At 43.6% G+C, this 25,022-nt stretch carries 18 protein-coding genes; all 18 read left to right on the top strand.

The features are described 5' to 3' along the window. Positions 1–5 precede the first annotated feature (5 nt). The 18 genes from alaS (at position 6) to G5B11_RS01345 (ending at position 24,979) form a co-directional block, all read left to right on the top strand. Positions 6–2,645 carry an alanine--tRNA ligase gene (alaS, locus tag G5B11_RS01425; protein ID WP_173726609.1) on the top strand — a complete coding sequence of 880 codons (2,640 nt, stop codon included), beginning with the start codon at positions 6–8 and terminating at the stop codon, positions 2,643–2,645. 180 nt (positions 2,646–2,825) lie between these two features. Beyond that, positions 2,826–3,002, top strand: a complete 177-nt coding sequence (gene rpsU / locus G5B11_RS01420; protein ID WP_004222305.1) for a 30S ribosomal protein S21 — start codon at positions 2,826–2,828, stop codon at positions 3,000–3,002. A gap of 94 nt (positions 3,003–3,096) precedes the next feature. Next, complete coding sequence (gene cls, locus G5B11_RS01415; RefSeq protein WP_330603025.1) at positions 3,097–4,698, top strand: cardiolipin synthase; 1,602 nt, start codon at positions 3,097–3,099, stop codon at positions 4,696–4,698. 220 nt (positions 4,699–4,918) lie between these two features. Continuing rightward, positions 4,919–10,732: a DUF7601 domain-containing protein gene (locus G5B11_RS01410; protein WP_173726608.1), complete on the top strand. Its 5,814-nt coding sequence runs from the start codon at positions 4,919–4,921 to the stop codon at positions 10,730–10,732. 103 nt (positions 10,733–10,835) lie between these two features. Next, the gene (locus G5B11_RS19275; protein WP_274603224.1) at positions 10,836–10,958 is read left to right on the top strand and encodes a hypothetical protein; all 123 of its coding nucleotides are present in this window, start codon (positions 10,836–10,838) and stop codon (positions 10,956–10,958) included. A gap of 107 nt (positions 10,959–11,065) precedes the next feature. Further along, positions 11,066–12,220 (top strand): D-alanyl-D-alanine carboxypeptidase family protein, encoded by a 1,155-nt coding sequence (locus G5B11_RS01405; protein WP_173726670.1) that lies wholly within the window; start codon positions 11,066–11,068, stop codon positions 12,218–12,220. A gap of 146 nt (positions 12,221–12,366) precedes the next feature. Beyond that, a complete protein-coding gene (locus G5B11_RS01400; protein ID WP_173726607.1) occupies positions 12,367–14,115 on the top strand; it encodes an ABC transporter ATP-binding protein in 1,749 nt (582 codons plus the stop codon). A 14-nt stretch (positions 14,116–14,129) separates the two neighbouring features. Then, the gene (locus G5B11_RS01395) at positions 14,130–15,158 is read left to right on the top strand and encodes a molybdopterin-binding protein (protein WP_173726606.1); all 1,029 of its coding nucleotides are present in this window, start codon (positions 14,130–14,132) and stop codon (positions 15,156–15,158) included. Continuing rightward, a complete protein-coding gene (locus G5B11_RS01390) occupies positions 15,155–15,955 on the top strand; it encodes a metallophosphoesterase (protein ID WP_173726605.1) in 801 nt (266 codons plus the stop codon). Before G5B11_RS01395 ends, G5B11_RS01390 begins: the two co-directional genes overlap by 4 nt. A gap of 78 nt (positions 15,956–16,033) precedes the next feature. Further along, the gene (locus G5B11_RS01385; protein ID WP_173726604.1) at positions 16,034–16,822 is read left to right on the top strand and encodes a segregation and condensation protein A; all 789 of its coding nucleotides are present in this window, start codon (positions 16,034–16,036) and stop codon (positions 16,820–16,822) included. A 39-nt stretch (positions 16,823–16,861) separates the two neighbouring features. Then, entirely contained in the window at positions 16,862–17,431 is a 570-nt protein-coding gene (gene scpB, locus G5B11_RS01380; protein ID WP_158420335.1) for an SMC-Scp complex subunit ScpB, read from the top strand. A 14-nt stretch (positions 17,432–17,445) separates the two neighbouring features. Then, positions 17,446–18,243, top strand: coding sequence for a zinc dependent phospholipase C family protein (locus tag G5B11_RS01375; protein ID WP_173726603.1), 798 nt, complete (start codon positions 17,446–17,448; stop codon positions 18,241–18,243). 24 nt (positions 18,244–18,267) lie between these two features. After that, positions 18,268–19,590, top strand: a complete 1,323-nt coding sequence (locus G5B11_RS01370; protein ID WP_244092880.1) for a D-alanyl-D-alanine carboxypeptidase family protein — start codon at positions 18,268–18,270, stop codon at positions 19,588–19,590. A 196-nt stretch (positions 19,591–19,786) separates the two neighbouring features. Then, entirely contained in the window at positions 19,787–21,223 is a 1,437-nt protein-coding gene (locus G5B11_RS01365; RefSeq protein ID WP_173726602.1) for an acyl-CoA carboxylase subunit beta, read from the top strand. Between the two features lie 14 nt (positions 21,224–21,237). Next, complete coding sequence (locus tag G5B11_RS01360) at positions 21,238–21,972, top strand: OadG family protein (RefSeq protein WP_173726601.1); 735 nt, start codon at positions 21,238–21,240, stop codon at positions 21,970–21,972. 19 nt (positions 21,973–21,991) lie between these two features. Continuing rightward, a complete protein-coding gene (locus G5B11_RS01355) occupies positions 21,992–22,372 on the top strand; it encodes a biotin/lipoyl-binding carrier protein (RefSeq protein ID WP_173726600.1) in 381 nt (126 codons plus the stop codon). 16 nt (positions 22,373–22,388) lie between these two features. Next, positions 22,389–23,537, top strand: a complete 1,149-nt coding sequence (locus tag G5B11_RS01350; protein WP_158420340.1) for a sodium ion-translocating decarboxylase subunit beta — start codon at positions 22,389–22,391, stop codon at positions 23,535–23,537. Positions 23,538–23,566: 29 nt separating this feature from the next. Continuing rightward, positions 23,567–24,979, top strand: coding sequence for an oxaloacetate decarboxylase subunit alpha (locus G5B11_RS01345; RefSeq protein ID WP_158420341.1), 1,413 nt, complete (start codon positions 23,567–23,569; stop codon positions 24,977–24,979). Positions 24,980–25,022 lie beyond the last annotated feature (43 nt).

Below are 25,022 nucleotides of genomic sequence, written 5' to 3'. Positions count from 1 at the left end.
TAGAAATGAAGAAATACGGAGTGAACGAACTTCGAAAGATGTTTCTGGATTTCATGGAAAGCAAGGGACACCTTGTAATGAAAAGCTTTCCCCTGGTTCCTCAGGGAGACAAAAGTGTTCTTCTGATCAATGCAGGTATGACACCTTTAAAACCATACTTTACAGGAGCTGAGAAGCCGCCTCGCACAAGGGTAAGTACCTGTCAGAAGTGTATTCGTACAGGTGATATTGAGAATGTAGGAAAGACTGCCCGTCATGGTACATTTTTTGAGATGCTTGGCAATTTTTCCTTTGGCGATTATTTTAAGAGAGAGGCACTGAACTGGTCCTGGGAGTTCCTTACAAAGGTAGTAGGACTGGATCCGGACAGGCTGTACCCTTCTGTATATGTGGATGATGATGAAGCTTTCCAGATCTGGAATAAAGAGATCGGCATCCCGGCAGAGCGTATTTTCAAATTTGGCAAAGAAGACAACTTCTGGGAGCATGGAGCAGGTCCTTGCGGTCCATGTTCAGAGATTTATTATGACCGTGGTGAGAAGTATGGCTGCGGTAAGCCAGGCTGTACAGTTGGCTGTGACTGTGACCGCTATATGGAAGTCTGGAACGATGTTTTTACACAGTTTGAGAATGACGGAAACGGCAATTATACAGAACTGAAACAGAAGAATATTGATACAGGTATGGGGCTTGAGCGTCTGGCTGTAGTTGTACAGGATGTGGATTCCATTTTTGATGTGGATACCATCTGCTCCCTGCGTAATCTTGTAAGCAAGATTTCAGGCAAAGAGTACGGCGTGAAGCATGAGTATGATGTTTCTATCCGTCTGATCACAGACCATATCCGTTCTGCTACATTTATGATCTCTGATGGTATTATGCCTACCAATGAAGGAAGAGGCTATGTACTTCGCCGTCTGATCCGCCGTGCAGCCCGTCATGGACGCCTTCTTGGTATTGAGGGAGCATTCCTTTCCAAGCTTAGTGAGGAAGTGATCAATGGTTCCAAGGACGGATATCCGGAGCTGGAAGAAAAGAAGGATTTCATCTTCAGGGTACTTACCAATGAAGAGAATCAGTTCAATAAGACCATTGACCAGGGTCTGCGTATCCTTGGCGACATGGAAGAGGATATGAACCAGGCAGGGGAGAAGACACTTTCCGGTGCCAATGCATTCAAGCTGTATGATACTTATGGATTCCCTCTTGATCTTACAAAAGAGATCCTGGAGGAAAAGGGATACCAGGTAGACGAGGATGGCTTTAAGGCTGCTATGGATGAGCAGAGGAAAAAAGCCCATGATGCCCATGAAGTATCAAACTACATGGGCGCAGATGCTACAGTATATGACCAGATCGATACCTCTGTTACTACTGAGTTTGTAGGCTATGATCATCTGACTTTTGATTCCAAGGTGACCGTTCTTACTACAGAGACAGAAGTAGTATCTTCCCTTATGGAAGGGCAGAAGGGTACTGTATTTGTAGAGCAGACACCATTTTATGCAACTATGGGCGGTCAGGTTGGCGATACTGGTGTGATCCAGACTGCAAATGGCAGATTTGTTGTAGAAGATACCATTAAGCTTCGCGGCGGCAAGTTTGGCCATGTTGGTTATATGGAGTCTGGCATGATCACAGAGGGCGAGACCGTTTCTTTGATCGTGGACAGCCAGGCAAGAAAAGATACAGAGAAGAACCACAGTGCTACTCATCTGCTTCAGAAGGCGTTAAAGGTTGTACTTGGTGCATATGTGGAGCAGAAGGGTTCCCTTGTAACACCAGACAGACTGCGTTTTGACTTTGCTCATTTCCAGGCAATGACCAGTGAAGAGCTGTCAAAGGTAGAGGATCTTGTAAATGAAAAGATCCAGGCATCCCTTCCTGTTAATATAAATGTGATGGACATCGAGGAAGCAAAGAAATCTGGAGCTATGGCATTGTTCGGAGAGAAATATGCCCAGAAGGTACGTGTGGTTTCCATGGGAGATTTCTCCAAGGAACTTTGCGGTGGTACCCATGTAGCAAATACAGGGGAGATCATGCTGTTCAAGATTGTTTCCGAAGCAGGTATTGCAGCTGGTGTACGCCGTATTGAGGCTCTTACAGGCAAAGGTGTTATCGAATATTACAAGAAACAGGAAGAAATGCTTCAGGAAGCTGCCAAAGCATTAAAGGCAAATCCATCTCAGGTAGTGGAGAAGATCCAGCATCTGCAAAGTGAATTAAAGGCAGTATCTTCCGAGAACGAATCCCTTAAGAGTAAGCTGGCACAGGGAGCACTTGGGGACGTTATGGATCAGGTTGTGGAAGTGAAGGGCATTCGTCTTCTTGCTGCAAAGGTAGAGGGCGTTGATATGAACGGACTTCGTGACCTGGGCGATCAGCTGAAGGAAAAACTGGGCGAAGGCGTAGTTGTCCTTGCTGCAGTGAATGATGGTAAGGTAAATGTACTTGCCATGGTTACAGATGCTGCCCAGAAGGCAGGAGCACATGCAGGTAATCTTGTAAAAGCTGTGGCTGCTATTGTTGGCGGCGGCGGTGGCGGACGTCCGAATATGGCCCAGGCCGGCGGACGTAATCCTGAAAAAGCAGATGAGGCTATTGCAGCAGCTGCTGGTATTCTGGAAGGACAGCTGAAATAATCCGTCTTTTGGAAAAAGATTCAGACCCGGCAGGAATATGCAAAAAGATTTTGCAAAAAAAGCCAAAAGTTGTTGACGAACCAGCAGGGTATGATATATAATAATGTTCGTGCAAGAAAAATACCCATACAGTTGTATTTCAGCACAATCTACAACTGGAGGGAGGTTAGGTGTGGGTCTATGTCAAACGTAATCGTCAAAGAGAACGAGACTTTAGATAGCGCTCTTCGCAGATTTAAGAGAAGTTGTGCGAAAGCGGGTATCCAGCAGGAAATCCGTAAGAGAGAGCATTACGAGAAGCCAAGCGTTCGTCGTAAGAAAAAATCTGAAGCCGCAAGAAAACGTAAATATAATTAATTGTGCGCAAGAAATCCCTGACTGATACGGTCAGGGATTTTTATCTAAACGGATATACTTTTAAACGGATATACTTTCTGACGGTGGCATCACTATGTATGATAGGGAAACAGTTGGAAAGCTGGCAGGGAAAGGACAGGAGATTATGATCATACTGAAGAAAATTGCAAAACTTATTTTTAATCGATTGTTTTATGTGGTGCTTGCCATGGCTGTACAGCTGGGGTGGCTCCTGCTTCTGTTCTTAAAAGCTGCCAGCTATTCCAGATATATTTCAGTAGGGCTTACCATTTTAAGCATTCTTGTTGTGCTGTGGATCGTGAATAGAGAGATCAATCCTTCTTACAAGCTGGCCTGGGCAATGCTGATTCTTAGTCTACCTATTTTCGGGCTGGTACTTTATCTTGTATTTGGACAGTCCAGGATCGCCAGGACCATGCAGATGCAGTTTAATGAAATGCTTGTACAGACCAGCGATTATTTGAAGGATGATTCAGAAACCAGAAAGAAGCTGGAGGTGGCAGATCGTTCAGCCTGTATACAATCGGATTACATTTTTCGTTCTTCCGGATATCCGGTACATGAGAATACTACAGCTGAGTATTTTCAGGTGGGTGACGATATGTTTCCTGTACTTATCAAAGAACTGAATCAGGCAAAGCACTATATTTTTATTGAATACTTTATTATCCATGATGGAGTAATGTGGCGGACCATTCTGGATATCCTGGAGAAAAAGGTTAAGGAAGGGGTAGATGTACGGCTGATCTATGATGATATGGGCTGCCTTACAACGCTTCCTCACAAATATTATCTTCAGCTCCGTGAAAAAGGGATCAAGTGTGAGGTATTCAATACCTTCCGCCCCATTTTGAATATTATTCTGAATAATCGTGACCACAGAAAATTCTGTATCATTGACGGATATGTGGGATTTACAGGCGGGATTAATCTTGCCGATGAGTATATTAACCAGAAGGAAAGGTTCGGACATTGGAAGGACACTGCAGTTATGCTGAAAGGCGAGGCTGTCTGGAATATGACGGCCATGTTCCTTCATATGTGGAAGGTAGTGACAAGATCCAGAGATTATGCCGAATTTGACCATTACCTGCCTCATACATGGCACAAGGATCAGTTTGAAAGTGACGGCTTTATTCAACCGTTCTGTGATACGCCGCTGGATGGAGAGACGGTTGGTGAGAATGTATATCTGAATATCATTAACAGAGCCAAACGTTATGTATACATCTGCACTCCCTATCTGATCATTGATAATGAGATGATGACTGCTCTTTGTCTTGCTGCCAAAAGTGGTATTGATGTAAGGATTATGACACCGGGTATCCCAGATAAGAAGATGGTTTTCCTGCTGACACAGTCCTACTATAAGCAGCTGCTGGAGGCAGGGGTGAAGATTTATGAGTACCAGCCAGGCTTTCTTCACGCCAAGTCCTTTGTGTGTGATGATGAACTGGGAGTTGTGGGTACCATCAACCTGGATTACCGCAGCCTGTATCTTCATTTTGAAGATGGAGTATGGATCTGCCGTAATAAGGTAGTTATGGATATTAAAGAGGATTTTGTGGAGACATTGCATTATTGTTCACCTGTGACTTTGGAATTTTGCAAAAACCGAAATATTTTTGTGCGGATCATGCAGAATATCTTAAGGCTTTTTGCACCCATGTTGTAATATGCGAATGAAATCCCTGTGGATTCCTGTTGGTAAGATTTGCCAATAAGGATCTACAGGGATTTTTTGTGCAATAAATGATGCCAAATCTAAATAAGGAATGTGAAAATTGTTATGAATCCATGAAAAGTTATATAGAGCAGATAAAGGAAGAAAAGTATAATATCGTTTATAGTGCAATTGCAGGATTTTTATAAGGCACACAATGAGGGAGGCAAACATGTTGAGAAGAAAATTATGGAACAAAATGATAGCCTTAGGGCTTTGCATCTCCATGGCAGTGGGCGGAAATGCAGCAGGCTTTTTGACAGAAAGCATGGCATATGGATCTGAATTTTCTGATGGAGAAGAACAGAACCAGAAAGGATCAGAGGAAGCGGATCCATCACCGGCAGAAGAACCTGAAGAAATTGATATATCTGATGAAGAAGGACCTGAAGACATAAATGAGCCTGAAGAAGCTGATCTTTCCAGCCAGATTCAGGAGGCAGAAGATGCACCTGAGGACGTACAGGAAATCACGGATGTGCCTCAGGAGGAACAGAGCACAGACCAGGATGAACAGGAATATACAGAAGCAGAGGAATTTCTGGATGATCCGGACCTGCTTGAAACCTCCAATCAGCCTGTAGATGGGATAGAGGATATAATTGATGTGAATAACCCGGAGTGCGGGATTATTTATGATATTGATACAACAGGTATGACATTGGGTGAAACATACAATGACATTTTCTTAGATGAAAGCTATAGATATATGTCTTCTATGTATTACAATGGCACATGGTATCAAGAAAATCATGGGTATCTTTTATATGGCTGGAATGATATAGAAAAGAAGTATGAATTTTTAGTTGCAAAAGAAATTAGTCAGAGTACAATCAGACTTTTGAAGCAACTGGAACAATATGGAGATGCAGATAAATACAGCAAGTATCGTATGATAATAATGCCATTTTATTACCACGTCTATCCGAAGAAATATATTCCTGCAAGCATACTTATAAAATATAAAGCCAAATGGATAGATAATATGAATTATTCGGTAACTGATAATACGGTTTTTTATAAAAAGAAACAAGTATCAGATGCAGGCAATGGCAGCCCCATGCCAACGATGCCAGACACTTGGGAGACAAATTATTCTGCGCCTGAAGATTCTGTGAGATTAACCGGTTCTGTTTTACGTGTTGTTACACAAATTCAGAATATTCAATCACGTAAGGCGGTTTCTTATAAAGAAAGCGGACTTCCAGATGGAAGCGTAATGATTACAAATACCGGTGAAAAGGATGTGACAATTAAGGCGGAAGCAGAACTTACAGGGAAAACTGAATTTGTTGACAATAATGGGGACTGTAAAATATTCGATAAATCATCGCAGGTACGTTCTTGTGGTTTGAAAGGCGCATTATATGAGAAAAATGAACAGGGGAACTGGAAAGAAATAGAGAACAGCAGGTCTTCTATTTCTTTGGGAAGTAATGGTACATACTGTGGAGATAAAAGAACATTAAGACCTGGTGACGCTTATGTTGTGTATGCGCCGGTTTCAGCTCTCTATAATTATCAGGTATGGATAAAACCTCAGGTTCAGGAAGAGGAACTGTCTATAGAGTATAAAGAACTGACAGAAGGGAATGTGTGGAAACAGTCAGGAGAAAAGTGGACCGCTGTACTGTCCTCAGATAATGAACTGGAAGAATCACCAATACTTGGTATTCAAGCAGAAGAAGCTTCGCTTCCTACATATAAAGAGAATGGGCTGCCTAACTATGCGCTTCTTGTACGTGGCGATCCAAATACCGGAACAGTTACCGGATACGATGGAGTTGAAAGATATCCAGGGTATTTTATAAGGGTGAATCCCTGCTGGGACAAAAATCATAACAATCAGCCAAATAATTACCAGAACTCTGCACTTCGAGCTGTGTGTATTTATTATAAACTGAATCAGGAAACCGGAAAGTATGAACTGGAAGAAGAATATAAGAGACCAGGCGAACATGGATCTTATACTACTGATGCAATAGAAATATATACAGATACTTCCGATTATGTTCATTGTTTTTATGTAGATCCGGAGCCTGATGAAGTAGTGGCAGTAATTCCTTTGGATTGTACAGTGCCTGTTGAATTTAGATATTCTTCCAATAAGCTAGCAGATTATTTAAAGAAATGCAGCCGTAATTACTGTTTTCAGTATCAGGTATTCCTGAACAGTACTCAGGATTGGAAGATAACAGGAGTAACATCCCTGGACGGAGAAAGTACCCCATATTACAGTGAAGACATGGTAAAAGGAAGCTGGCTGACCTATGGACATGATCCGGCAGATCATAAAGGTACTGCAGGGGCAGATCTTATGGTTTCCGTAGAAGAGCAGACAGATGGTACTGTTTTGGAGTATGGGGCAGATGGTCTTCCAAATATCGGACTTCGATTAGAGGTGGGCGATATTCCGGACACCGGTTTGGACGGACTGTTGAAGGTAAATATCTCAGTGCCTGAAGCATACAAAAATGGCGAAGCCGGGATGGGATACAGTACAAATGAACAGTACAGGGGTTCTGATACGTATGAATGGCGATACCAGATCACCGGCAGGGGCGGAACCAGGATGCTGGCAGCACAATACAGGCTGGGAGATGAGGGAATCTATGAAGAGAAAGAATATCAGATTCTGAATGTTTTCTCTGAAAAGAAAACCGGTTTTGATCTTTCAGATTTGGATCTTCAAAAAGGAGATATTATCTGTATCCTGCCTTACAGCCCGGAGTATACGGGAAGTTATGTTGTAAAAGAAAACTCAAGCTATGATAGAAGAAATGTTTATTCTAACGGATATCATGGAGTGGGTGCCCCGGTTCTTTCGAGTGCACAGTATGGAAGCAGTCAGAAGATCAGATATTTTAATTTTGATTATAATGTAGAATTGTCTGGAAATGAAGAGAACCTTATGCTTACAGGGCAGGATGATACACAGATCCAGAAGGAAGGCCAGGCTTTTTATGGCATCAAGTCAGTCAGTGATGATGGGCTGAGTCTTCAGAAAGCAGAATTGTCTGTAAAGGAAGATACGAGGGAGGATAAGTGCGGGATCGGAGAAAACGGACTTCCTAATTATGGGATCATTGTCCTGCCTGGGGTTAGAGAAGAGGAATTGCTGCTTTCTTCAGATCAGCCTGGATCAGGAGAATATGATTATTATATAAAAGAGTATTATAAAAAGGGAGAGGATGGGATTTATACTCCTTATTCTGATACAGTAACTGTATATCGGGCGAAAAAATCAGGGGACAGGATCAAGAAGGTTAATGAAGAAACAGATCCTTCTATCGTGGCGGTTATAAGACCAATCCTTCCATCGGCTGCTTTAAAAAACAAATCGTTTCCATCGGATTATTACGATGTTGCATCTTATCGGGAGTTTCAGAAATCTGATGGACCATTTGAAAAAACAGACAGCAGTGGTAAAATCCTGTATCCTCAGAATGGTACGGTAAAATACCGGTTCTGGAAATATAAAATGGATTGGGATTCCGGTTATGCATACAGTTATTATTATCTTGGATCTATAAAAAGATGGAAGGATCAGAACTGGGAGAGCACAGAGCCTGTTACATACAGTACAAGCCGTACTCCTTATGGCATTTCAGGAACTCTTGATCTTAGGGATCAGAAAGAAAGAAATCATGTGCTTCAGGCAACTGATTGGGGATCATCATACCTTTACTGCACAGATTTAAGTGAAAACGGCCTTCCTGATGAAGGTCTTGTGATCCAGAATAAAAATGTAGGCGGAACCTCTGATGAGATGGCAGAGATCAATGTTCGTCTGGATATGTCAGAACTGGGAACCGGAGGCGAACCATCCCTTGGCCGTATGTATTTCTGGGCCTGGCTGTATCAGAAGGACGAAAATGGAGTATGGCATAAGGCTGATAATAAACATGACTATGGCGACTGGATCAACCTGGGAGTTCCTGGCAAAGGCTGGGGTTATTGGGAATCAGGGGATCTGGATGCTGACTATGGTTATACAGTACACGCTCATTTGAAAGATAATGAAGCCATTGTGATCCTGCCTCAGCATCGTCTGTGTGATTTTTCATATACTGTGTCTTTGAATAACAGTAAAGAATTTGATATAATCACGGAGAAATGCCAGCTACCTGCAGATGTACAGTTGTCCGGCAGACAGACCTATAAAGGCACAGTTTTCCAGTGGCCGAATCAGAGTAATCCGGCTACCCATCTGGTATTGGCAACTTCACCTAAGAATACAGCTTCCGGTGAAAGCGATACAGCTTCCAGACTGACAGATGTAAGATCTTTGCCTGTTACATTGTTTGATTATGATTTCGGAAACTGGGATGGCTTTGAATTGGCAAAGCAGAGTGCACAGTACAGGTTCCGGTACGATCCGGTAAATGTAAAAAATACACCTGTGAATTCTTTTTACAATACAGTTTTCCCGGGGATTGTGAAGAATCAGCTGGGAGAGGATGGGCTTCCGGTGCTTAATTACACCACACCGTTTTCACTGTTTGACCAGACTCAGGTGGCAACTCCGGTAAATGGGGGTACAAAAACAGTTTACTCAAATGTTGGATTTGATTTTGTATATGATCCGGCTTCCAATGAATACAGTTATCAAAGCAGTCTGAACCATGCAGGCTATGATGCTGGCACAAATAAGATCTACCAGTATGACAAGGCTCTTGGTATTGACGGATGGGGCAATAAAGGAGCTGGTTTCCTGCCATTTAACAGTTTTCAGGATGAAGGCGTATGGGGAACAGCAGATAAAGGCACGGAAGGGATCTATCTGCTGGATCAGATGAAAACCGTGGATTATCATTTTGGAATGAGCATGGAAAAGGATTTCCTGATCCCGGAAAATGGAACTGTTGCAGTTACAGATGCACAGGGAACTGTTAATGACAGGAAAGACCTGGTATTCTCCTTCAGCGGGGATGATGATGCATGGCTTTTCATTGACGGACAGCTTGTGCTTGATATGGGTGGTATCCATGAGGCAGTTTCCGGAAGTATTAATTTTACAAAGGGAATCTATACTGTTACCAGCAGTGTGACCGGTGATGTACAGACCGGTTCCCTGTCTGATATTTTCGCAGGATATCCAAAGGCGATTGGGGCATTTGACGATTCAGAGTGGGCAGCAGGGACAAAGCATACCTTTGCATTCTATTACCTGGAAAGAGGCGGCACCCTGTCAGACTGTGCGATCAAATTTAACCTTCCTGTATTTAAGGAATTCTCTGTTACCAAAACAGTAAAAGGTAAAGAAACAGATCAGAAATTTGATATGGTGCTGGAACTGTTTGAGGCAAATGGGGATCCATATAAAGGAAGCCTGTACCAGGTTACAGATGGAACAAAGACCAGTATTCAGACAGAGGAAGGTACATACAGTTTTTCATTGAGGGACAAGCAGACCATTAATTTCTGCGTTCCTCAGGAGTGCATGAGTTACTCTGTGACTGAAAAGAATCCGGAAGGGTGTTCAGTAAGCTGGAAGTCCTCAGATGGCTTATCAGGCGAGGGAAACGCTACAGATAAGGTATCCTCCACGGCAAATACAGAGATCATTAACCAGTATGTGGCACCAACGGCTACGCCTGTTCCGACTGAGAAACCAAGGCCTACAGACAAGCCGCAGCCAACACCGGACATTACGGAAACACCGCAGATCTCTGCTACACCAGAGCCTGCACCTCAGGTAACAACTCCGGCTCAGACAGTGACTCCAAAGCCGGAAAAGACACCAACAGCTACACCTGTTTCCGAAGAAAAAGAGCCAACGGATACACCGGCTCCTGGACAAGGTGGAAGCTCATATAGAGGCGGCGGTTATGGTGGATCCTCAGGCGGCAGCAGCACAGGAACTTCTTCTCCAAAAACAGGGGATACCAGTGATATGGCATTATGGCAGTGTCTGCTGCTGATGGCAACTGCTGCGATTCTTGCAACAGGCTGGAAGCTGCAAAAAAGAAAAATAAATAAATGAAACGGATAGGCAGAGCAAGAAGTAAAGTATATCAGCTGGGAGTCAATCCCCCAGCTGATATAGCCTCCGGCAGGATTGCAGAGGTGCGCAGGAGAAGTATGTCATGCAATTGCATGACGCGCACCTCGCAGCAAGAATGCCGAGCATTCTTGAAGTAAAGCAAATGGGCGGAGAAATCACTGGAAAAATGGTGATTCCTCCGTCCTTTTTCAATATCAAGGCATAAAAAGCCCTGTTCTTTTTTACAATAGAGTAAAGGGAATACAGGGGGAAGATGATTTGAATCAAAGAAAATGGAAAAGAGTCCTGGCATTATTTCTGACCATAATTCTGATGGTTTGTGGAAATGGAGTGCTTACAGCCTACGGTGAGGAAAACAAGGAGGCTGATGGTGTACAGGAAGATATACTGATCCAGGCTCCGGCAGGGATCCTGATAGAGGCAGATACAGGAACAGTGCTGTATAAAAAAAGCGAGGAAGAGAAAAGAAGCCCTGCCAGCATTACAAAGATCATGACTCTTCTGCTGATCTTTGACAGTCTGGCAGATGGGAATCTGAAACTTACAGACACAGTGACTACCAGTGCATATGCCAAATCCATGGGCGGCTCCCAGGTGTTCCTGGAAGAAGGAGAGACCCAGGATGTGGAAACAATGATCAAATGCATTGTAATTGCCTCCGGGAATGATGCAAGCGTGGCAATGGCAGAGCATATTGCAGGAAGTGAGCAGGAGTTTGTAAAAAGAATGAATCAGCGGGCAGAGCAGCTGGGAATGCAGGATACTCATTTTGAAGATTGCTGTGGACTGACCGATTCAGAGAATCATTATACTACGGCTAAGGATGTTGCCATTATGAGCAGAGAACTGATCACCAGGTATCCTAAAATTCTCACATACTCTTCTATATGGATGGAAAATATCCTGCACGTAACAAAGCAGGGCTCCAAAGAGTTTACATTAACAAATACCAATAAGCTGCTGCGAAGCTATGAGGGCTGTACAGGGCTGAAAACAGGAAGCACTGGAAAGGCAAAGTACTGCGTTTCTGCTGTTGCCCAGAAAAATGACATCACCTTGATCGCTGTTGTGATGGGAGCACCGGATTATAAGGTGCGTTTCAGGGATGGAGCTGCTTTATTTAATTACGGGTTTTCAAAGTGCAGTCGGTACATAGATGATCATCCTATGAAACTTCCCAGGTTAAAGGTGCGAAATGGAAAAGAAGAATATGTGGCTCTGAAATATGAGAAAACACTTGTCTGGATCGGAACAGATGGAAAAAACATTGGAGAAGTGACACGAAAGCTTTCCCTTCCGGAACAGGTAACAGCTCCGGTAAAAAGAGGAAAGCTGGCAGGAAAAATGGAATATTATGCTGGTAAAGAACAGATTGGCAGTGTAAACATCTTGTATGATCAAAGCGTACCCAGGTCTACATGGATTTGGAGCCTTGGAAAACTTGTGCGAAAACTTGTATTTCATTAAATATTCGTAATTGTCCACTACATTCACAGTTGTGAAGGGCAAATGCTGGTTAAAAAGTCTTTGGAAAAAGGAAGGGCTGATTTTGACAAAAACAGGCAGATAGGCTTATAATAGGGAGTACTAAAATCGGAAAGAGGAAATGAATTATGAACAAGGGTAAAGGAAAAGACCACAAATTAAAATTGCTTGCAGCATATTATAAGCCTTATAAAGGCCTGTTTTTTGCCGATTTGTTTTTTGCGATCCTGGGCGCAGCCGTAACGCTTGTAATCCCTTTGCTGGTAAGGTACATTATGACCTCCATAGGTTCTATGTCGATTGCACAGGCACAGAAGACCATCTTATATATTGGCATTGGTATGCTGGCTCTAATTCTTGTGCAGCTGGGAAGCAGATATTTTATCACCTATTATGGTCATATGATGGGAGCTTATATAGAACATGATATGCGTAATGAGATCTTCAGTCACTATCAGAAGCTTTCCTTTGCATTTTATGATAATCAGAAAGTAGGCCATCTTCTTTCAAGAATCACCAGCGATCTTTTTGATATCAGTGAGCTGCTGCATCATGGACCGGAGGATATTATTATTTCCGTGATCAAATTGTTTGGCGCATTGATCATTTTGATGAATGTGAACTGGAAAATGGCACTTCTTTGTTTCCTGGTTGTTTTGGTAATGCTTATTTATGCTCTTATATATAACCGTAAAATGAAAACCGCTTTTAAAGAAAACCGTGTACGTATTGGGGATATTAACAGCCAGATCGAAGACAGCCTGGCAGGGATCAGGGTGGTAAAGTCTTTTGGAAATGAGAAACGGGAGATTGAGAAATTCAAAAAAGGAAATGAAAGATTTGTAGAGGCAAAAAGTGTATCATATCGTTATATGGCAGGATATCATGCCGGAATGGATGCATTTACTACTTTGATCACAGTTGTAGCACTGGTTTCCGGATCTATGTTTTTGGCAGGAGGAAGCATTTTGGCAGCAGACCTTGTTACCTTCCTGCTTTATATCAATAATTTTACGGAGCCGGTTACAAAGCTTGTGAATTTTACAGAACAATTCCAGAATGGATACAGTGGATATGACCGTTTCCTTGAAATGATGTCCATTGCTCCGGATATCGAAGACACACCGGATGCACAGCCCCTTGAACATGCGAAAGGGGATATAAGGTTTGAGGATGTATCCTTTCACTATGAGGATCATAAGGAGAGTGTTCTTTCTCACGTGAACTTGGAAGTGAAGCCAGGAGAGTATGTAGCATTAGTGGGTTCTTCTGGAGCAGGGAAAACCACTTTGTGCAGTCTGATCCCCAGATTTTATGATGTTTCAGGTGGTGCTATTTACCTGGATGGAAAGGATATCCGCAACATCCGCCTGAAAGATCTGAGAAATAATATTGGTATTGTACAGCAGGATGTTTATCTTTTTGCAGGAACAGTCCTGGATAATATCCGTTATGGAAGACCAGATGCGTCAGATGAAGAAGTGATCCGTGCTGCTAAGGCTGCCAATGCACATGATTTTATTATGGAAATGGACAATAATTATTATACAGACATAGGGCAGAGAGGAGTGAAGCTTTCCGGGGGGCAAAAGCAAAGACTATCAATTGCCAGGGCATTTCTGAAAAATCCGCCAATTCTTATTTTTGATGAAGCAACTTCTGCTTTGGATAATGAAAGTGAGAAGGTAGTACAGGATTCGCTGGAACGGCTGGCAAAAGACAGGACCACATTTGTGATTGCACACAGGCTGTCAACGATCCGGAATGCAAGAAGGATCCTTGTGCTCACTGAGGATGGGATCGCGGAAGAAGGCACCCATAAGGAACTGATGGAAAAGAACGGTGTTTATGCAAAACTTTGCAGAGCCGGTTTATAAAGGAGGTTTGGCATATGAAAGAGATTTGTACCAAGGATGCAGTGGGTAGTGTGTTGTGTCACGATATTACGCAGATCATTAAAGATGAAAAAAAAGGAGTTCTGTTTAAAAAAGGCCATGTGATCCGGGAAGAGGATATTCCCCTTCTTCTTTCAGTGGGAAAAGAGCATTTATTTGTCTGGGAGAAAAAAGAAGGGATTCTTCACGAAAATGAGGCTGCAAAGATCCTATATCAGATATGTGCAGGAGAGCATATGCACGGAACGGAAGTAAGTGAGGGAAAGATCGAGCTGATCGCAGATATAGACGGAGTGCTGAAGATCCGAAGGGATGCACTTCTGGCAGTAAACAGCCAGGGGGAAATGATGATCGCATCAAGACATGGAGATTTTCCTGTGAAGAAAGGCGACAAGATTGCAGGGACCAGGATCATCCCTCTTGTGATCCAACAGGAAAAGATGGACAAAGCCTGTAAAGCGGCAGGAGCAGATCCGATTTTTTCTATTCTTCCTTACAGAACTATGAAAGTAGGGGTTGTAACTACAGGAAGTGAAGTGAAAAAGGGGTTGATAAAGGATACCTTTACACCGGTGCTGGTAGAAAAATTAAAGGAATACTCCATGGAAGTTATAGGCCAGACTATGCCAGGAGATGATAAAACTCAGATCACAGAGGATATCCTTCAGTTCATAAAAAACGGAGCAGATATGGTGCTTTGTAGCGGTGGGATGAGCGTAGATCCGGATGACCGTACGCCAGGCGGGATCCAAGATACAGGAGCCAGGATCGTAACTTATGGTGCACCTGTGCTTCCTGGAGCTATGCTTCTGATTTCCTATTATGAGAAAGACGGAAAATGTATTCCTGTGATCGGACTGCCAGGCTGTGTGATGTATGCAAAACGAACGGTTTTTGACCTTGTTCTTCCAAGACTGGCAGCTGGAGATAAAATCCACGAAGAGGAAGTGGCTGCATATGGCGAGGGCGGACTTTGCCTGAATTGTAAGGTCTGTACTTTTCCGACCTGTGGGTTTGGCAAATGATCCGTTTTCGCACACAGGTGTACAGGCTTACATCGTCCAAAATCCCTGAAGGGAAAAAACTGAAAGCAGCTTTTCTTACAGATCTGCATGGCAGAGAATTCGGTCCGGGAAATCAGGTGCTGTTGGAAGAAATATGCAGGCAGCAGCCGGATCTTGTTTTGTGTGCAGGAGATATGATCGTGCGTACATTACCCCATTCCATTCCGGTGGCAAGGGAGCTTCTTTTGAAGCTTTCAGAAGATTTTCCGGTTTATATGGCTCTTGGCAATCATGAATGCAGGATGAAGCTTCAGCCGGAGACTGCCCGAATCTATACGGATTATGAAGAGGAACTGGTAAAAGGCGGCATAAAGATCTTTCACAATGAAAAGAAGGATCTTAAGATAGGGGATATCCCGTTGACTATTTACGGACTGGAACTCCCTATGGAGTATTATCATAAGCCGGATTCGCCAACGCTGACCTGTGGACAAATCAAGAATTTACTGGGCTCAGGTGATCCATCCAGACTGAATATTCTTCTGGCCCACAATCCCAAATACGGAAAAGCTTATTTCTCCTGGAATGCAGATCTGACTCTTTGCGGTCATTATCATGGGGGGATTTTACGGCTGTCCAGGCATCGTGGCCTGACCAGTCCTCAGTATCTGCTGTTTCCGCCATTTTGCTGCGGGGATTTTGAAAAAGAAGGAAAATATATTCTGGTAAGTGCAGGGCTGGGGGAGCATACCATTCCTGTGCGGATCCATAATCCAAGGGAACTTCTGATCATTGAACTGGAAGGCACAGGATCTTGAAACATTTATAATATGCAAAGCCACCCTTTACAATCCCATGCAGAACATGTAAAATGAAACACCGGGAGAACGATACGAATGGCTATATCTGTAAAGTTAAATGTGTTTGAAGGACCACTAGATCTGCTCCTTCACCTGATCGATAAAAATAAAATAGACATCTATGATATTCCTATTGTGGAGATCACAGATCAGTACATGGAATATATCCATGCTATGGAAAAAGAAGATCTGGGTGTTATGAGCGAGTTTATGGTCATGGCAGCCACACTTCTGGATATTAAATGCAGGATGCTTCTTCCTAAGGAAGTCAATGAAGATGGAGAGGAAGAGGATCCAAGAGCAGAACTAGTGCAGAAGCTTCTTGAATACAAAATGTATAAATATATGTCCTATGAACTTCGTGATAAGATGGACGATGCAGAAGGGATTTATTACAAAAAACCTACGGTCCCAAAGGAAGTGCTGCAGTACAGAGAGCCAGTGGATCCGTCTGCTCTTCTTGAAGGATTGACCTTGGAAAAGTTGAATGAGATCTACAAATCCATCATACGAAAACAGGATGACAGGATCGATCCTATCCGAAGCAAGTTTGGAACTATTGAGAAGGAAGAAGTCAGTCTTTCCGACAAAATGCTTCAGATGAAGGATTTTGCAAAAAGCCACAGGAAGTTCAGCTTCAGACAGCTATTGGAAAGGCAGTGTTCCAAAGTTCAAGTGATCGTTACTTTCCTTTCTGTACTGGAGCTTATGAAGATGGGGCATATCCATGCGGTGCAGGAAGAATTATTTGACGATATTCAGATCGATGTTGTAACAGATCCTGACACATGGAAGAATTTGACTGAATTTGCGGAGGATGCATAAGCAGCTTCCGTATAAATGGAACATAGAAGAGGTTAGTAAGTGGAGATCAAGACAATGGAAGCAGCGATCGAGGCCATACTTTTCACAATGGGAGATTCTGTAGAGTTAACACAGATCGCAAAAGCAGTAGAGCAGGATAAAGAGACAACAAGAAAAGTGATCCATCATATGATGGACCGATACCAGGAAGAAGACAGGGGGATTCAGATCATTGAACTGGGAGACTCCTTTCAGATGTGCACCAAAAAAGAATATTACGGGAATTTGATCCGGATCGCCATGCAGCCTAAGAAACCATCCCTTACAGATGTAATGCTGGAAACCCTTTCTATTATTGCATATAAGCAGCCTATCACAAAGGCAGAGATCGAGAAGATCCGCGGGGTGAAAAGCGACCATGCAGTGAATAAGCTGGTGGAATATTCCCTTGTAAAGGAACTTGGGCGCCTGGATGCGCCGGGAAGACCGATTTTGTTTGGTACAACAGAGGAATTTTTGCGTACCTTTGGTGTTCAGGGACTGGAAGAACTGCCTGCTCTTGACCCTGTAAAGCTGGAAGATTTTAAGGCAGAAGCAGAAGAGGAAGTACAGCTTCGGCTGGATGTGTAAAGGGAGATGAACAAATGCCAACCACATATGCACATGATCTGTTTGGAAAAATGGTTTACAGGCAGCTGCCTGCACCTTTGCAGCAGCTGATCCGGGAAAACGGAGAATTATACAGGATCGGTGTTCATGGGCCAGATATCCTGTTTTATTTTATGGTTACGCCGAATCCGGTAACAGCGAAAGGTGTTTCCATGCACCGGCAGAAGGCTGCCGGTTTTTTTGAGGCAGGGATGAAACAAGTAAGAGAGACAGACAGTCATGCGCTGTTTGCATATATGATGGGGTTTGGGTGCCATTATCTTCTGGATTCTGTTTGTCATCCCTATGTAAATCAGGTGGATGACTCCGGAGCTTTGCGTCACAGCACCCTGGAAACAGAGTTTGACAGATATCTGATGGAAAAAACAGGTAAAAACCCCTATGCATATTACCCTTCTTGCGGGATTGTACCTGATATCCGTTATGCAAAGGTGATCCATCAGGCGATTCCTCAGGTAAGCAGCAGTAATATTTGCATTTCCATGAAAATGATGAAATATTTTACAAATCTTATGGTCTGTGATGACGGAGGCATGCGAAGAAAATGGATCGGGCGCATTTTAAGACTGGGCGGAAAGAATTTCCAGGAGGATATGCTGGGGCACTTTATGACTCCTGCACCTGTAAAGGAAAGTCAGATACCTGTGAGGCAGCTGGAAGAATACTTCCGTAAGGCTTTGCTTGCAGCTCCCAAAGATCTGATGGAATTATACAGCCTGGCCCTTATGCCGGGCAGTCTGTCTGAACGATGGGATAAAACATATAACGGTTAAGGTATATTCAGGACATGCCTGCATATGATTATTATAAAATCAGGTATCTGGATCCGTGTATCCGGATATCAGGCTGCGGGGTGTCAGATGAAAGGAATACTGAAAAAGACAGCAGTGTGCTGGTGTCTGCTGCTTCTTGCAACTATTTATATTCCGGCATATGGAAAAAGCCAAGTTACGGAGGTACAGATGATCCCCAATCTGGTGGATCTGGTAGAAAACAGTGAGCCAGAAGAGCCGGGGAGTCTCTATTCCCTGTCAGCAGTGCTGATGGATGGAGATTCCGGCAGGATCCTTTATCAGAAGGACGGAGAAGTACCAAGACCAAATGCAAGTACAACAAAAGTGCTTACCTGTATTCTGGCATTGGAAAACGGATCCGGAGATGACTATGTGAGTATTTCAAAAAATGCCGCTTCCCAGCCGGAGGTGAGGCTGAACCTGCATGAAGGAGAACAGTATTACCTGGAAGACCTTTTATATTCTCTGATGCTGAAAAGCCATAATGATACAGCAGTGGCAGTTGCAGAGCATATCGGCGGCAGCGTGGAAGGCTTTGCTGACATGATGAATGCAAAGGCAAAAGAGATCGGATGCAAGGATACTTATTTTATTACACCAAATGGTCTGGATGCTTCCGATGCAGGCGGTGTACATCATACCACGGCTGAGGATCTGGCAAGGATCATGAATTATGCTATTTCCAATCCGGTATTTCTTAAAATCACTCAGACAAGGGATTATTCTTTTTCAGATTTAAGTGGCAAAAGACATTTTTCCCTGCATAATGCAAATGCATTCCTTGATATGGAAGAAGGGGTGCTTTCAGGAAAAACAGGATTTACCGGCAATGCAGGATACTGTTACGTGTGTGCTTGTGAGAACCAGGAAAGGACATTTATCATTGCCCTTCTTGGATGTGGATGGCCTGGTAATAAAAATTACAAATGGCAGGATGCAAAAAAGCTTCTGAAATACGGGGAAACCTGTTTCAGATATGAAAATTACTGGAAAGAGCTTAAGATCCCAAGGATTTCTGTTGAAAATGGAACCACAGGAGGCAGCAGGCCGGGACAAAAAGTATGGATCCAGGGAAAATTAAGGGCAAAAGAAACAGATAAAAAGAAAAAAGTACTGGTTCGTACCGATGAAAAGGTAAGCTGCAGCCTGAAGCTGGAAAAGGAACTTCAGGCTCCTGTGCAAAAGGGACAGAAGATCGGAGAAGTGCGATACATGCTTAGAGATGAACTGCTGGCTGCTTATCCGGTTGTTGCAGATAAGAATGTGGAACGGATCAGTTATTTCTGGTGTGTGGATCAGGTGTTTCACTTATTTTTTCATAGCTGAAACAAAAAAAGAAAGAAGAAAAAGTATGGAAAGGAGCTTTTGCCGAAAGATTCCCGAAAGGGAACCTTTTGCAAGGCTCTTTTTTGCTGTTTCAGTATAAAAAGACTTGAAAAAAAGGTTGAAAAATTGTACAATTACAATCGGCAGATTTTTTGGTTATACTTTTAAATTTTTATAAAACGGAGGGCAAATAAGAATGAGTAATGCAACACAAAGCTTAGCAGGCAAAAGAATTACTTCTTTGCTTGATGCAAACAGTTTTGTTGAGATCGGCCAAAGTGTGACAGCCAGAAGCACTGATTTCAACTTAGCTGAAAAAAAAGCACCTTCTGACGGAGTTATTACCGGATATGGTGTCATTGACGGGAATCTGGTTTATGTATACAGCCAGGATGTATCCGTATTAAACGGTACAGTTGGCGAGATGCATGCCAAGAAGATCACCAGACTTTATGACCTTGCCATTAAGACAGGCGCACCGGTGATCGGCCTGATCGATTGTGCAGGACTTCGTCTTCAGGAAGCTACCGATGCACTGGAGGCTTTTGGAGAGATCTACTTCAAACAGACTCTGGCATCCGGAGTGATTCCTCAGGTTACAGGTATTTTCGGTACCTGCGGTGGAGGTATGGCTGTTGTTCCGGCGCTTACTGATTTTACTTTTATAGAGAGCAAAAAAGGAAAAATGTTTGTGAATTCCCCAAATGCACTGGAAGGCAATCACATTGACAAATGTGATACATCTGATGCTGCATTCCAGAGCAGTGAGACAGGACTGATCGACGGAGTTGGCACCGAAGATGAGATCCTTGAGAAGATCCGTGAGCTGATTTCCTACCTGCCGTCTAATAATGAGGATTCTGATGCATATATGGAGTGCACAGATGACCTGAACCGTGTATGTGAGGATATTGCAAACTGCACAGGAGATACTGCTATTGCACTTTCAAGGATTGCTGACAATGAGCAATTCTTTGAAATCAAACCAGACTTCGGTAAAGATATTGCAGCAGGATTTATCCGTCTGAACGGAGCTACTGTAGGTGCTGTTGCTAACAGAAGCGAGATCTATGATGCACAGGACAACAAGTCCGAAGAGTTAGACGGAAGCCTTTCTGCAAGAGGCGCAAGAAAAGCAGCAGATTTTGTGAAATTCTGCGATGCTTTCCAGATTCCTGTACTTACTCTTACCAATGTAACAGGCTTTAAAGCAGACAAATGCAACGAGAGAACTCTTGCAGCTTCTCTTGGACAGCTGGTACATGCTTTTGCAGATGCAACTGTACCGAAGGTTAACGTGATCATCGGTAAAGCATTCGGAAGCGCTTATACAGTGATGAACAGTAAAGCCCTTGGTGCAGATATGGTTTATGCATGGGAAGATGCACAGATCGGTATGATGGATGCATCCCTGGCAGCCAAGATCATGTATGCAGGTGCAGATGCAGCTACATTGAATGAGAAGGCAGCTCAGTACAAAGAACTTCAGTCCAGCGTTGAGTCTGCTGCACAGAGAGGATATGTAGATACCATTATCAGCCCTGCAGACACAAGAAAATATGTGATTGGTGCATTTGAGATGCTTTTCACAAAAAGAGAAGCACGTCCGTCCAAGAAACACACAACGGTCTAAGTGAGGTGGAGCATATGAAAGGTATTTTTAAGAAAGTATCCTGCTTCTGCGCTTCGATCTTATGTGCGGCAGCCCTTGTACTGGGTACAGCCGGAGCTGTATGGGCAGATGTGGATGATACGCTGAAGCAGCAGATGATCACAACTGCAGAAGGCCTGACCCAGACCATTGTCCAGCTGACTGATGATCAGGTAGAGGCTTATTCCAAGTCCAGTGACAGCTTTACTACCAGTGCTATGACAGCATGGGCTGGTGCAAAGGACGAGCTTGGAACCATGAAAGAGGATCAGAAGGATGCCGGAGAGACAGACTTCTCTGAGGCAAATGGTGAGTATACCATTACTGTTCCTGTAGCATTTGAGAAATCAGATGCAAAGTTTGTATATGTGTTTGATGAGTCTGGTGCTCCTACATCTGTAAATGTGGACATCCAGTATTCAATGAGTGATACACTGAAAAGAGCTGCAATGAATACAGTGATGGGTCTTGCCACCGTATTCTGTGTTCTGTTTTTCCTGATGTTTGTGATCTGGCTGTTCCGTTTTATTCCCAATGGCAGCAAGAAGAAAACAGAAACACCGGCTCAGGCTCCTGCACCGGCACCAGTAGCAGCACCTGTTGTTGAAGAAACAGCAGATGATGGTGAACTGGTTGCAGTGATCGCAGCTGCTATTGCAGCAGCAGAGGGCACCAGCACAGATAGTTTTGTTGTACGTTCTATCCGCAAAGTGAATCGTAAGAAATGGTAAATAACAGGAGGATTTCAAAATGAAAAATTATACAATCACAGTTAATGGAACTGCATATGATGTAACCGTAGAAGAGAATGGAAGTGCAGCACCGGCAGCAGCTCCAAGAGCAGCAGCACCGGCACCGAAGGCAGCACCGGCACCAAAGGTAGCACCGGCACCGAAAGCAGCAGCTGCTGGTGCAGGTTCCGTAAAGGTAGCAGCACAGGTGCCTGGAAAAGTATTAAAGATCGTTGCATCTGTAGGACAGGCTGTTAAATCCGGTGACAGCATTGTAATCGTTGAGTCCATGAAGATGGAGATTCCGGTAGTAGCTCCACAGGACGGAACAGTTGCAAGTATTGATGTGGCAGAAGGTGCCTCTGTTGAAAATGGAGATACCCTTGCAACATTAAACTAAGTCGGGAGGTATTCAGATGTCTTATGTAACAGATACTTTGTCCAACCTGCTTCACCAGACAGCATTTTTTAATCTGACATGGGGCAATTACCTGATGATCGTGGTTGCATGCGTATTCCTTTATCTGGCTATTGCAAAGGGATTTGAGCCGCTTCTTCTGGTTCCCATCGCATTTGGTATGCTTTTGGTTAATATTTATCCGGATATTATGGCTAATCCGGAAGATATGTCCAATGGTGTAGGTGGACTTCTTCACTATTTTTACATTTTGGATGAGTGGAGTATTTTACCATCCCTTATTTTTATGGGTGTAGGTGCGATGACAGATTTTGGCCCGTTGATCGCCAATCCTAAGAGCTTTATCATGGGTGCAGCTGCACAGCTTGGTATTTATGTTGCTTACTTCCTTGCCATCTTCCTTGGCTTCAACGGAAAGGCAGCAGCAGCTATTTCCATTATCGGCGGTGCAGATGGTCCTACATCTATTTTCCTTGCAGGTAAGCTGGGACAGTCCTCATTGATGGGACCTATCGCTGTGGCGGCATATTCCTATATGTCCCTTGTGCCTATCATCCAGCCTCCGATCATGAAGTTGTTTACAACAGAAGAAGAGCGTAAGATCAGAATGGATCAGCTTCGTCCTGTATCCAAGCTTGAGAAGATCCTCTTCCCAATCGTGATCACCATCGTAGTATGTATGATTCTTCCTACCACAGCTCCTCTTGTAGGTATGCTGATGCTTGGTAACCTGTTCAGAGAGTCTGGCGTTGTAAAACAGCTGACAGAGACAGCATCCAATGCTTTGATGTACATCGTAGTTATCCTTCTGGGTACTTCTGTAGGTGCATCTACAAGTGCTGAAGCATTCCTTAATGTTGCTACACTGAAGATCGTAGTTCTTGGTCTTGTGGCATTTGCATTTGGTACATTTGGCGGTGTTATGCTTGGTAAGCTTATGTGCAAACTTTCCGGCGGCAAGATCAATCCGTTGATCGGTTCTGCAGGTGTATCCGCTGTGCCTATGGCTGCCCGTGTATCCCAGAAGGTTGGTGCAGAGGCAGATCCTACCAACTTCCTTCTCATGCATGCTATGGGACCCAATGTGGCAGGTGTTATCGGTACAGCAGTAGCAGCCGGTACATTTATGGCTATTTATGGAGTTTAATATTTTAGAATAATATAAGGAGTACAATCATGGCAGAAATTGAAAAAAAACCTGTTAAAATTGTGGAAACCATTCTCCGTGATGCACATCAGTCCCTGATCGCAACACGTATGACCACAGAACAGATGCTTCCCATTGTTGATAAACTGGATCAGGTTGGCTATCACGCAGTAGAGTGCTGGGGTGGTGCTACCTATGATGCCTGCCTTCGTTTCCTGAAAGAGGATCCGTGGGACAGACTTCGTAAATTACGTGACGGATTCAAAAATACAAAACTGCAGATGCTTTTCCGTGGACAGAATATCCTTGGATACCGTCCATATGCAGATGATGTGGTAGAGTATTTTGTGCAGAAATCCCTTGCAAATGGTATTGATATCATCCGTATTTTTGACTGTATGAATGACCTTCGTAATCTTCAGACAGCAGTTAAGGCTGCTAACAAAGAAAAAGGCCATGCACAGGTAGCTCTTTCCTATACACTGGGTGATGCTTATACAATGGAATACTGGACAACCATGGCAAAACGTATCGAGGAGATGGGCGCTGATTCCATCTGCATCAAGGATATGGCTGGTCTTCTTCTTCCATACAAGGCTACAGAGCTTGTAACAGCCCTGAAAGAGACTGTAAAGATCCCCATCGATCTTCATACACATTACACTTCAGGTGTTGCTTCCATGACATATCTGAAGGCTGTTGAGGCTGGTGTAGATATTATTGATACAGCTATGTCTCCGTTTGCACTGGGTACTTCCCAGCCAGCAACAGAGGTTATGGTTGAAACATTTAAGGGCACACCATACGACACAGGATTTGACCAGAAGCTTCTGGCTGAGATCGCTGATTACTTCCGCCCAATGCGCGATGAAGCTCTTGACAGCGGCCTTCTCAATCCTAAGAACCTTGGTGTAAATATCAAGACTCTTCTGTATCAGGTACCAGGCGGTATGCTTTCTAACCTGACCTCCCAGCTGAAGGAGCAGCATGCAGAAGACAAATTCTATGATGTTCTGGAAGAGGTTCCACGTGTTCGTAAAGATCTTGGTGAGCCGCCGCTTGTTACTCCGTCATCCCAGATCGTTGGTACCCAGGCTGTATTCAACGTGATCCTTGGCGAGAGATACAAGATGGTAACAAAAGAGACAAAGGATGTACTCTCCGGTAAATATGGTGCTACAGCAAAACCGTTTAACGAAGAAGTACAGAAGAAGTGCATCGGCGATACAACACCGATCACATGCCGTCCGGCTGACCTTCTTGACAATGAGCTGGATAAGCTTGAAAGCGAGATGGCACAGTATAAGGAGCAGGATGAGGATGTTCTGTCCTATGCACTGTTCCCGCAGGTTGCAACTGAGTTCTTCAAATATCGTCAGGCTCAGGAGACAAAGGTTGATGAAACAAAAGCAGATACAAAGAACGGAGCATATCCGGTATAATGAAATGATGTAACGCTTCAGTTACAGAATACATTTCGCAGCT

The organism is Blautia glucerasea (assembly GCF_013304385.1).
In the GTDB taxonomy this organism is placed as follows: domain Bacteria; phylum Bacillota; class Clostridia; order Lachnospirales; family Lachnospiraceae; genus Blautia_A; species Blautia_A ammoniilytica.
Note: the sequence above shows the minus strand (reverse complement) of the source record. Positions and strands in the feature narration are given on the sequence as shown.

Bases quoted from the DNA above. Each gene is read 5' to 3' on its own strand.
- alaS (WP_173726609.1), top strand. From the start codon at position 6: ATGAAGAAATACGGAGTGAACGAACTTCGAAAGATGTTTCTGGATTTC.
- rpsU (WP_004222305.1), top strand. From the start codon at position 2,826: ATGTCAAACGTAATCGTCAAAGAGAACGAGACTTTAGATAGCGCTCTT.
- cls (WP_330603025.1), top strand. From the start codon at position 3,097: ATGTATGATAGGGAAACAGTTGGAAAGCTGGCAGGGAAAGGACAGGAG.
- G5B11_RS01410 (WP_173726608.1), top strand. From the start codon at position 4,919: ATGTTGAGAAGAAAATTATGGAACAAAATGATAGCCTTAGGGCTTTGC.
- G5B11_RS19275 (WP_274603224.1), top strand. From the start codon at position 10,836: ATGCAATTGCATGACGCGCACCTCGCAGCAAGAATGCCGAGCATTCTT.
- G5B11_RS01405 (WP_173726670.1), top strand. From the start codon at position 11,066: ATGGTTTGTGGAAATGGAGTGCTTACAGCCTACGGTGAGGAAAACAAG.
- G5B11_RS01400 (WP_173726607.1), top strand. From the start codon at position 12,367: ATGAACAAGGGTAAAGGAAAAGACCACAAATTAAAATTGCTTGCAGCA.
- G5B11_RS01395 (WP_173726606.1), top strand. From the start codon at position 14,130: ATGAAAGAGATTTGTACCAAGGATGCAGTGGGTAGTGTGTTGTGTCAC.
- G5B11_RS01390 (WP_173726605.1), top strand. From the start codon at position 15,155: ATGATCCGTTTTCGCACACAGGTGTACAGGCTTACATCGTCCAAAATC.
- G5B11_RS01385 (WP_173726604.1), top strand. From the start codon at position 16,034: ATGGCTATATCTGTAAAGTTAAATGTGTTTGAAGGACCACTAGATCTG.
- G5B11_RS01375 (WP_173726603.1), top strand. From the start codon at position 17,446: ATGCCAACCACATATGCACATGATCTGTTTGGAAAAATGGTTTACAGG.
- G5B11_RS01370 (WP_244092880.1), top strand. From the start codon at position 18,268: ATGATTATTATAAAATCAGGTATCTGGATCCGTGTATCCGGATATCAG.
- G5B11_RS01365 (WP_173726602.1), top strand. From the start codon at position 19,787: ATGAGTAATGCAACACAAAGCTTAGCAGGCAAAAGAATTACTTCTTTG.
- G5B11_RS01360 (WP_173726601.1), top strand. From the start codon at position 21,238: ATGAAAGGTATTTTTAAGAAAGTATCCTGCTTCTGCGCTTCGATCTTA.
- G5B11_RS01355 (WP_173726600.1), top strand. From the start codon at position 21,992: ATGAAAAATTATACAATCACAGTTAATGGAACTGCATATGATGTAACC.
- G5B11_RS01350 (WP_158420340.1), top strand. From the start codon at position 22,389: ATGTCTTATGTAACAGATACTTTGTCCAACCTGCTTCACCAGACAGCA.
- G5B11_RS01345 (WP_158420341.1), top strand. From the start codon at position 23,567: ATGGCAGAAATTGAAAAAAAACCTGTTAAAATTGTGGAAACCATTCTC.